Below are 9,714 nucleotides of genomic sequence, written 5' to 3'. Positions count from 1 at the left end.
GTGGCGGTGGTGGCGGCGGTCCGTAATGGTGGAACCAGGCAAAGGCCAGCAAGTGCGCCAGGACGATCGCAGCGAACAGCATGCCAAACAGGCGGCCGAACAGCGTGTCGAAGCGCGCTCGCATCAGCCGATGTCTCGCGCGTCGAACAGGTAACCTTCACCGCGCACGGTTTTGATCAGCTGCGGGGCTTTCGGATCGTCGCCGAGTTTTTGCCGCAGGCGCGACACCAGCAAATCGATGCTGCGGTCGAAGGCTTCGATCGAACGGCCGCGGGCGGCGTCCAGCAGTTGTTCGCGGCTGAGCACGCGGCGCGGGCGTTCGATGAAGACCCAGAGCAGGCGGAATTCGGCGTTGGACAGCGGCACCACGAGGCCATCGTCGGCGATCAGCTGGCGCAGGACGCTGTTCAGGCGCCAGTTGTCGAAGCGGATGTTGGCGCGCTGTTCGGTGCGGTCATCGCGTACCCGGCGCAGAATGGTCTGGATGCGTGCCACCAGTTCCCGTGGTTCGAACGGTTTGGCCATGTAGTCGTCGGCGCCCAGTTCCAGGCCGATGATGCGGTCGGTGGGCTCGCAGCGGGCGGTGAGCATCAGGATCGGGATGTCCGATTCGGCGCGCAGCCAGCGGCACAGCGACAGGCCGTCTTCGCCGGGCAGCATCAGGTCGAGGACCACCACGTCGAAATGCTCGGCCTGCAGCGCCTGACGCATGGCGGCGCCGTCGGTGACGCCGCTGGCGTGGATGTTGAAGCGGGCCAGGTAGTCGATCATCAGCTCACGGATCGGCACGTCATCGTCGACGATCAGCGCGCGGATGCTCCAGCGCTTGTCGTCTTTATGCTCATCAGTCACGGTCGTTTGGGTGTTGTGCATGGGGCTGTTCATCTGCCAGTAGGCCGCCAACCACAAAGATGGGCTGCGAGGTGGTGGTTTCAGCATAGGCGTCCTGCCGTGAGGCGGGAAGTGCTGATGTAAGGACGTGTTGCGGCTGGCGAGGCTAGCGCGGGCGCTTGTTGGCGGCGTGTCGGTTGTGTATCGGGTTCGACACAATAGCAGCGAGCGCTATGCTGATCACGTTTGCGGCGACGATTTACCGATCATCGGGTGCCGCGCCGCCGCCGCTTCCGCTACAATGCGCGCCGATTTCGACTTGCCTGAGAGCCCATCCATGTCCGCCTGCCAGACTCCCATCATCGTCGCCCTGGATTTCCCCACCCGTGACGCCGCACTGAAGCTGGCCGACCAGTTGGACCCGAAACTGTGCCGGGTCAAAGTGGGCAAGGAACTGTTCACCAGTTGCGCCGCGGAAATCGTCGGCACCCTGCGTGACAAAGGCTTCGAGGTGTTCCTCGACCTGAAATTCCATGACATCCCCAACACCACCGCGATGGCGGTGAAAGCCGCTGCCGAGATGGGCGTGTGGATGGTCAACGTGCATTGCTCCGGTGGCCTGCGCATGATGGCGGCCTGCCGTGAAGAGCTTTCCAAGCGCAGCGGCCCGCAGCCGTTGCTGATCGGTGTGACCGTGTTGACCAGCATGGAGCGCGAGGATCTGGCCGGTATCGGTCTGGACATCGAGCCGCAGGAGCAGGTGCTGCGCCTGGCTGCGCTGGCCGAGAAGGCCGGGATGGACGGTCTGGTGTGCTCGGCGCTGGAAGCCACCGCACTGAAGTCGGCGCACCCGTCGCTGCAATTGGTGACCCCGGGGATTCGTCCGGCGGGCAGCGCGCAAGATGACCAGCGTCGCATCCTGACCCCGCGTCAGGCGCTGGATGCCGGTTCCGACTACCTGGTGATCGGCCGTCCGATCAGTCAGGCGGCGGACCCGGCCAAGGCCCTGGCTTCGGTCGTGGCCGAAATCGCCTAAGCAACACCGCAAAACCCTGTAGGAGTGAGCCTGCTCGCGATAGCGGTCTGTCAAACAACGCTAATGTTGACTGACAGACCGCTATCGCGAGCAGGCTCACTCCTACATTTGTTTTGTGATGGTCTTAAACTTTCAGCACCAACTTGCCGAAATTCTCCCCGCTGAACAACTTCATCAGCGTCTCCGGAAAGGTCTCCAGACCTTCGACGATGTCCTCTTTGCTCTTGAGCTGTCCCTTGGCCATCCAGCCGGCCATTTCCTGCGCGGCACTGGCGTACTGGGCGGCGTAGTCCATCACCACAAAGCCTTCCATGCGTGCACGGTTGACCAGCAGTGACAGGTAGTTGGCCGGGCCTTTGACCGCTTCCTTGTTGTTGTACTGGCTGATGGCACCGCAGATCACCACCCGGGCTTTCGGCGCCAGGCGACTGAGCACCGCGTCGAGGATCTCGCCACCGACGTTGTCGAAGTACACGTCGACGCCTTTCGGGCACTCGCGCTTGAGGCCGGCCAATACGTCTTCGTGCTTGTAATCGATAGCGCCGTCGAAGCCCAGTTCATCGATCAGGTATTTGCACTTGTCGGCGCCACCGGCAATGCCGATGACCCGGCAGCCTTTGATCTTGGCAATCTGCCCGGCAATGCTGCCCACCGCACCGGCAGCCCCGGAAAGAACCACGGTGTCGCCGGCCTTTGGCGCGCCGACGTCGAGCAGGGCGAAGTAGGCAGTCATGCCGGTCATGCCCAGTGCGGACAGGTACACCGGCAGCGGCGCCAGTTTCGGATCGACCTTATAGAAACCTCTGGGCTCACCGAGGAAATAATCCTGCACGCCCAAGGCGCCGTTGACGTAGTCGCCGACGGCAAAGCCCGGGTTATTGGAGGCGATGACTTTTCCGACGCCCAGGGCGCGCATCACTTCACCGATCGCGACCGGCGGGATGTAGGACTTGCCCTCGTTCATCCAGCCGCGCATGGCCGGGTCGAGGGAGAGGAATTCGTTCTTGACCAGGATCTGCCCCTGCGCAGGTTCGCCAAGCGGAACCTCCTGATAGGTGAAGGTCTCACGGGTGGCGGCGCCCACCGGGCGTTTGGCGAGCAGGAACTGGCGATTGGTCTGGGTGGTCATGGCAGGCACTCGAACTGAATGAAGCCTTGTTGATAGACCCTCAAGGTCAATGCTGCAAGGTTGGCTGATACGGCGAATGCGCAATGATCCAGTGCAGTGATAGTCCCCCGGCGGGTTTTATCACTGCGACGCATGGGCGCATAAACAGCCTTCTGATAGTGCTGACGCGCGGCGAACGTCGATGGCTATGCTGCGATTCTGAGCATCCCTCCCGCATCTCTCCTTCGAGGACATAACAATGAGCATGACGTTTTCCGGCCAGGTTGCTGTAGTGACGGGAGCGGCCAATGGCATCGGCCGGGCGACCGCGCAGGCGTTCGCTGCCGAAGGCCTGAAAGTGGTGGTGGCCGATCTCGATGCGGCGGGAGGCGAGGGCACCGTGGCGCTGATTCGTACGGCCGGTGGCGAAGCGACCTTCGTGCGCTGCAACGTGACCGTCGAAAGTGAAGTGAAGAATCTGATGGACGAGGTGATCAACACCTACGGTCGCCTCGACTACGCCTTCAATAATGCCGGCATCGAAATCGAGCAGGGCAAGCTGGCCGATGGCTCGATGGATGAGTTCGACGCGATCATGGGCGTCAACGTCAAAGGCGTCTGGCTGTGCATGAAATACCAGTTGCCGTTGCTGCTGGCGCAGGGTGGCGGCGCGATCGTCAATACCGCATCGGTGGCGGGACTAGGAGCGGCGCCGAAGATGAGCATCTATGCGGCATCCAAGCACGCGGTGATCGGCCTGACCAAGTCGGCGGCGATCGAGTACGCGAAGAAGAAAATCCGCGTCAACGCCGTTTGCCCGGCGGTGATCGACACCGACATGTTCCGCCGTGCCTACGAGGCCGATCCGAAGAAAGGCGAGTTCGCCAACGCGATGCACCCGGTCGGGCGTATTGGCAAGGTCGAGGAAATTGCCAGTGCCGTGTTGTATCTGTGCAGTGATGGCGCAGCGTTTACCACCGGTCATTCCCTGGCCGTGGACGGAGGCGTCACCGCTTTCTGACGCGGTACCGCATGACACGAGAAAAACCCGCCAGCGTGCGGGTTTTTTCATGTCAGGCCGTCGGTTCTGTGTATCCGCTAAACAATGTGTATCAAACGGTTAGAACGGTCGCTTTTGACGGCGTTGTCGCACAGCCTGTACGGCGTGGCTGTGATTTACTGCCGCCAGCAAAACGGACGGGAGTTTGCGTGCTCATGGAATTGAGAATTGACCGACAGGCAATGGTGCCGGTCGTACAGCAGATTGTTGATGGAATGACCGACTGGATCTTGCGCAGTGGCGTGGCGCCGGGCACACGTCTGCCCTCCGTCAGACAAATTGCGCGCGCCAGTCTGCTCAGCCAGTCGTGTGTGGTCGAAGCTTGTGAGCGGCTTGTGGCGCAGGGCCTGCTGTCCGCACGCCAGGGGGCGGGATTCATGGTGGCCGCCGCACCGTTGAATGCCGGGTACAACAACCGGTTGGCCGGTATCGACGGCGGGCCGCCGGCGGGCGGGTTGCACCTGGGCGAGGGTGGCTTGCCGCAGGGCTGGCGCGAGTCCGATGACCTGAGCTACGCAATCCGTCAGGTGGCCCGGACCGACATGGCGAGCCTGTTCAACTACAGCAGCCCGCTGGGGCTGCCAGCGCTGCGTGAGCAGATCGGCAAACGCCTGCGGCTGATCGACATCCAGGCCGATGATGATCAGTTGCTGACCACCGCCGGTGCCAGCCACGCGCTGGATCTGCTGGTGCGCACGCTGCTCAAGGCCGGCGACTGCGTCGTGGTGGAAAATCCGGGCTACGCGCCGCTGTTCGAACTGTTGCGCCTGCACGGCGTGCAGTTGCTGGAAGTGCGCCGCACGCCGAGCGGCCCGGACCCTCAGGCGCTGGAGGCACTGCTGCAGCAATGTCGGCCGGTCGCGATGTTCATCAACAGTCATCACCATAATCCCACGGGTTCCTGCCTGACCACTGGCGTGGCGCAACAGGTCCTGCAATTGTGCAATGCTCATGATGTGCAACTGATCGAAGACGATGTCTACGCCGACCTGCACAACGGCAACGGAATTCGTTTGGCGGCTCTGGATGAGCGGGTGATCTACGTCGGCAGTTTTTCCAAGACGCTGAGCAGTTCACTGCGCGTCGGCTTCATCTGCGCCGGGCACGCGCTGATTGCGCGTCTGGCCCGGGTCAAGACAATCAGCAGCATGGGCGCCTCGAGTTTCAACGAGGCAGTGCTGGCCAATCTGCTGGGCAGTGGCGCGTATCGCAAGATGGTGCAGCGTCAACGGCAGCGCCTGAATACCGATCGGGCTGCCGCTTTGCAGGCACTGGAAGACGCTGACTGGGAGGTATTCGGCAAACCCTGTGGCGGGCTGTTCATCTGGGCCCGCTCGACGCAGAGCGATCCGGCCCGATTGCAGCATCAGGCCCAGAGCAGTGGCGTGCGCCTGTGCGCCCCGGGGGCTTTCAGTCCGACTGGCGAGGCCGGCGCGTGGCAGCGGATCAATGTGGCCTATGCTTGTGATCCGCGGGCCCGACAGTTTTTTCGCAGTACCCGTGCGAATCGACCTCAAGCGTTCTGAAAACGACGCAGGCCTAGCTTTTTGCCATTATTCCGACGCCAGAGACTTGTGCTGCTTCATGGCCGTTGCGAATCTTCGTCAACAGACTTTGGCAGGGGACTACGCGCAATGATTTCGGCCGTGCAAGGACGTTTTGCCAACCTCGGTATGGCGAAAAAACTGGGTGTCGGGTTTGTACTGGTGCTGCTATTGACCGCGCTGGTGGCCGCCATGGGTGTCTGGTCACTGCAGACCATCAGTCAACGTTTCGACGGCCTGAAACAGATGTCGGCGCTCAACAGCGCGTTGCTCAAAGTGCGGCTGCTGGAGCAGGACTATGCGCTGCACAGCAACCCGAAAACCGTCGATGCCTTGCACGAAGGCGTGGACGGCCTGCTGGCCCAGGCCGCGCAACTCAAGGCGCAATCGCCGGCGAACGTGGCGGTGATGAGCGATGTCGAGCAGTCACTGGGTGCCTATCGCAAGGCGTTCGACGAGTTCGTCTCGCTGACCCAGGCCAAGGATCTGGCGCTGGAAATGGCCAGTTGGTCGGTGTCCAGCGTGGCCAATAACCTGGATGTGCTGCAAGCCGGGCTGGCCGATGACGGCGCGTATACCTTGAAGGACACCGAAGGCAAGGACGGCGCGCAGTTCATCGAGCAGGCCAGTCAGGTCAGCCAGGTGTCGCGACTGATGTTGCAGGCGATGAACGAGGCGCGGATTCGCCTCGACCAGAGCCGCAAGGGCGATGCCGACAGTGCCGGCAAGGGCAACATCGAACAGGCCGCTCAGGCCCAGGCTCAGGCCGAGCAGTTGAAGACCACGGTCAAGGATGAGGGCTACCTGACAGTCCTCAACGAAGTGTCCGGGCACATCGCCGGTTTCAACGACAAGCTGGCCGAATACACCGGCTTGCTGGCCCAGGAAAAAACCGTCTACGAACAGTTGCACCAGCGTGCGGCCCAAGTGGTGGAGCGTGTCGATCAGGCGTATGTCGCCGAGGACGGCGCGATGCAGGCGGAGCTGAAAAAGAACTCGGTGCTGATCATCGGTTCTTCGGCGCTGGCGTTGCTGGTCGGGCTGATTGCCGCGTGGGTCATTACCCGGTTGATCGTCGCGCCGTTGCGCAGCGTGATGCGCGTTGCGCAGCAGATCGCCGCCGGGGACTTGAGTGCGCGGGTCGAGGTGACCCGTCGTGATGAAATCGGCCAGTTGATGCTGGCGATGCAGCAGATGGGCACCGGCCTGAGCACGATCGTCAGCGGTTTGCAGGCGGGGATCGAACAGCTGGCCAGTTCTGCGCAATCGCTGTCGGCGGTGACTGAGCAGACCAATCTCGAAGTCAGCAGCCAGAAGGAAGAAACCGAACAGGTGGCCACCGCCATGAACCAGATGACCGCCACCGTGCATGATGTCGCGCGCAATGCCGAGGAGGCCGCACTGGCTGCGCAAACGGCGGATGGCAAGGTCGAAAGCGGGCAGCAGGTGGTGCGCCAGAGCATGGCGCGGATCGAGCAACTGGCGGATTCGGCGACGTCGGCCAGTTCGAGCATCGAAAGCCTCAGTGCGCAAATCCAGAATATCGGTACGGTGCTCGATGTGATCAAAAGTGTGGCCGAGCAGACCAATTTGCTGGCGCTGAACGCGGCGATCGAAGCGGCGCGGGCCGGGGAGCAGGGCAGGGGCTTTGCGGTGGTGGCCGATGAGGTGCGCGCGTTGGCCCGGCGTACCCAGCAGTCGACTGAAGAGATCGAACGGTTGGTCAGCGCGTTGCGTTCGGCGGCGCATTCGTCGGTGCAGCAGATTCAGAGCAGTGGGGAGTTGGTAAAGCTTGCCGTTAGTGATGCGCTGCAGACGGAGAGTGCGCTGGGCAGTATTGCGGCGGCGGTGTCGTTGATTCAGCAGATGAATCAGCAGATTGCGGCGGCCGCCGAGGAGCAGAGTTCGGTGGCTGAGGAGATCAATCGCAGTGTGACGAGTATTCGTGCGAGTGCGGATCAGTCTTCGATTGCGATGCGGGGGAATGCGGCTTCGAGTATTGAGCTGGCGCAGTTGGGGAGTGAGCTCAAGGGGATGGTTGGGCACTTTCGGCTTTGAGCCTTGAGCCTTGGCGGCCTTTGGGCCGACCAGGTTCTTGGGGTTTTGGGTGTTTATCCGTTGCTTCGGGGGTGGCGGCTGGCGGTTCCGCTCTTACAGCGGGTCACTTTTTCAAACGCCAAAAAGTAACCAAAAGGCTTGGCCCCGGCGTACGGCCCTCGCTTAGGCTCGGGTTCCTTCGTTCCGGGATTCATCCGGGGGGCATCGTCTACGGTTTGCTTCGCTGCACCTCCTCTCGATGTGTTTGGCTGCGCCAAACGGTCGCTGCGCTCCCACCCCCGGATAAACCCCTCCACTCAGCCTGCCGAAGGGGCCTTAAGATCAAAAGCGAGGCGAGCTGACACTCGGCCCATGGTGCGCAGGTACGCGGTTATTGTGGGAGCTGGCTTGCCAGCGGTGGCGGCCTGACAGCCGACCAGTATTTAGATGAATGAACTCAATCCAACTGTAGGAGCCAGCCTGCTGGCGATGGCGGCCTTACAGCCGACCAGTCTCCAACTGAATACACCCAATCCAACTGTAGGAGCCAGCCTGCTGGCGATGGCGGCCTTACAGCCGACCAGTCTCCAACTGAATACACCCAATCCAACTGTAGGAGCCAGCCTGCTGGCGATGGCGGCCTGAGAGCCGATCAATCTCCAATTGAATGTACCCAGTCCCTTGCTGGCAGCCAACCACCCACAAAAAAGCCACCTCTCGGTGGCTTCTCTTGACTATCGAACCATCAGTCGTAGATCACTTTCTTTTTCCAGTCGGCATCGGCTTCGACTTCCTTGAGGCCTTCGGTCAGTTGGTTCACTTCGCCTTCGACCGGGGCAATCTTGTCCATGACTTGGGCATTGGCGCGGGCCAGGAGTTTTTCCAGGTATTGCAGTTGTTCCGAGTACATCTGCGGGTCTTGCTGTTTGCGCAGGTATTGCACGCCGCGTTCGAAGGCGAGGCGGGCCTGGCCCGGTTGGTTTTGTTGCAGGGATTGTTGGCCGAGGTTGTTGAAGAATTCGATGTGCAGCAGCACCAGGATGTGCCGGACTTCTTTGATCCAGTGCTTGGCTTCGTTCGGTGCGAGGAAGCCGTCATGGGCGGCACGGGTGATCTGGCCGTGCAGGGCTTCGAGCAGGAAGCGCACGTCCTTGGCTTTGGCTTCGGTCAGGATCGGTGCTGGCGGGTTGTTGACCGGGATCGATTCGCCCTGTGCCACCAGCGCGCTCAGTTCGGTGATGCGTGCCTTGGTTGTCGCGCTGGTTTTTTCCAGGTTCAGCAGGCGCTGGCAGACGTTCAGTTCCAGGCGGGTCAGCAGCAGCTTGAGCGCAGGCGTCATGAACTGGCCGGGGAAGGTTTCGGTCAGTTCGCCGCAGCGGCGCAGGCGGTCGTTGAGTTCGACTTTGGTGCGGGCCTTCTCCAGTTTGTTGTTTTCCACCACATGGTTCATGTAGCCAATGGCGATCAGAATTGCGATCCCGGCTACGACTAGCAGGGTGATCATGAGTGGTGTCACCGGTAAGACCTCTTTATAGGGTTCGCATGCGAGTGTAGTGGCTGGGCATTTATGCGCCTAGCGCCGCTCGACGAGTTGGATCGGCAGGTGCAATCTGTATCGACCGCAGGCTGCTTATATGAATGCTGGCGCTTGTGGTGCAGATTGCCATCACCGTGTTGCGGACTATAACGTCTTGGCGAGTGGCGGAATATAGGCGTCAAACGTTGGTCGACGGAAAAGCTTGCGATGGGCCTGAAACCAGGTCGAAGTCATTGATTTAAATAAATTTATATCTGGGGGTTGACGACCTCTCAATCCATCCATAGAATGCGCGCCACTTGCAGCGTAAAGCACACAGCGAAGCGCCGCAGGGAGTGAATGTTGTAGCGTGTCCCCTTCGTCTAGTGGCCTAGGACACCGCCCTTTCACGGCGGTAACAGGGGTTCGAGTCCCCTAGGGGACGCCAATGCGGGAATAGCTCAGTTGGTAGAGCACGACCTTGCCAAGGTCGGGGTCGCGAGTTCGAGTCTCGTTTCCCGCTCCAATTTTAAACAGCACTGCTTTCGGGCGGGGCTGAGTGAAACCAGAACCCAGTCTTCG

General features: G+C 61.2%; 8 protein-coding genes, 2 tRNA genes and 1 pseudogene. 7 read left to right on the top strand and 4 right to left on the bottom strand.

Annotation, left to right across the window (positions count from 1 at the left end; genetic code table 11):
- Positions 1 to 124 (bottom strand): annotated as a pseudogene (locus J5M57_RS13360) (two-component sensor histidine kinase); the annotation flags it as partial.
- Positions 124 to 885, bottom strand: coding sequence for a response regulator (locus tag J5M57_RS13355; RefSeq protein ID WP_151101514.1), 762 nt, complete (start codon positions 883 to 885; stop codon positions 124 to 126). The pseudogene J5M57_RS13360 and the gene J5M57_RS13355, both read right to left, overlap by 1 nt.
- Positions 886 to 1,168: 283 nt before the next feature.
- Between J5M57_RS13355 and pyrF the strand changes: the two genes are divergently transcribed.
- Positions 1,169 to 1,867, top strand: coding sequence for an orotidine-5'-phosphate decarboxylase (pyrF, locus tag J5M57_RS13350; RefSeq protein WP_007968913.1), 699 nt, complete (start codon positions 1,169 to 1,171; stop codon positions 1,865 to 1,867).
- Positions 1,868 to 1,991: 124 nt separating this feature from the next.
- On the opposite strand, the gene J5M57_RS13345 is transcribed toward pyrF, so the two are convergent.
- Positions 1,992 to 2,996, bottom strand: a complete 1,005-nt coding sequence (locus J5M57_RS13345; protein WP_064588718.1) for an NADP-dependent oxidoreductase — start codon at positions 2,994 to 2,996, stop codon at positions 1,992 to 1,994.
- Between the two features lie 238 nt (positions 2,997 to 3,234).
- Between J5M57_RS13345 and J5M57_RS13340 the strand changes: the two genes are divergently transcribed.
- The 4 genes from J5M57_RS13340 to J5M57_RS13325 all read left to right on the top strand — a co-directional run bounded on the left by J5M57_RS13340 (position 3,235) and on the right by J5M57_RS13325 (position 8,261).
- Positions 3,235 to 3,996, top strand: coding sequence for an SDR family oxidoreductase (locus J5M57_RS13340; protein WP_041073750.1), 762 nt, complete (start codon positions 3,235 to 3,237; stop codon positions 3,994 to 3,996).
- A 194-nt stretch (positions 3,997 to 4,190) separates the two neighbouring features.
- Positions 4,191 to 5,561 carry a PLP-dependent aminotransferase family protein gene (locus tag J5M57_RS13335; RefSeq protein WP_207848057.1) on the top strand — a complete coding sequence of 457 codons (1,371 nt, stop codon included), beginning with the start codon at positions 4,191 to 4,193 and terminating at the stop codon, positions 5,559 to 5,561.
- Between the two features lie 108 nt (positions 5,562 to 5,669).
- Positions 5,670 to 7,637: a methyl-accepting chemotaxis protein gene (locus tag J5M57_RS13330; RefSeq protein WP_169842112.1), complete on the top strand. Its 1,968-nt coding sequence runs from the start codon at positions 5,670 to 5,672 to the stop codon at positions 7,635 to 7,637.
- Positions 7,638 to 8,063: 426 nt separating this feature from the next.
- Entirely contained in the window at positions 8,064 to 8,261 is a 198-nt protein-coding gene (locus J5M57_RS13325) for a hypothetical protein (RefSeq protein ID WP_207848058.1), read from the top strand.
- A 100-nt stretch (positions 8,262 to 8,361) separates the two neighbouring features.
- Here the strand turns inward: J5M57_RS13325 and J5M57_RS13320 are convergent, their stop codons facing one another.
- Positions 8,362 to 9,120 carry a hypothetical protein gene (locus J5M57_RS13320; RefSeq protein ID WP_198402839.1) on the bottom strand — a complete coding sequence of 253 codons (759 nt, stop codon included), beginning with the start codon at positions 9,118 to 9,120 and terminating at the stop codon, positions 8,362 to 8,364.
- Positions 9,121 to 9,504: 384 nt separating this feature from the next.
- On the opposite strand from J5M57_RS13320, the gene J5M57_RS13315 reads away from it, so the two are divergent.
- A tRNA-Glu gene (locus J5M57_RS13315) sits at positions 9,505 to 9,580 on the top strand.
- A gap of 2 nt (positions 9,581 to 9,582) precedes the next feature.
- Positions 9,583 to 9,658: transfer RNA gene (locus J5M57_RS13310), tRNA-Gly, on the top strand.
- Positions 9,659 to 9,714 lie beyond the last annotated feature (56 nt).

It is taken from the genome of Pseudomonas sp. 86_A (assembly GCF_017491705.1).
Lineage (GTDB): Bacteria > Pseudomonadota > Gammaproteobacteria > Pseudomonadales > Pseudomonadaceae > Aquipseudomonas > Aquipseudomonas koreensis.
Note: the sequence above shows the minus strand (reverse complement) of the source record. Positions and strands in the feature narration are given on the sequence as shown.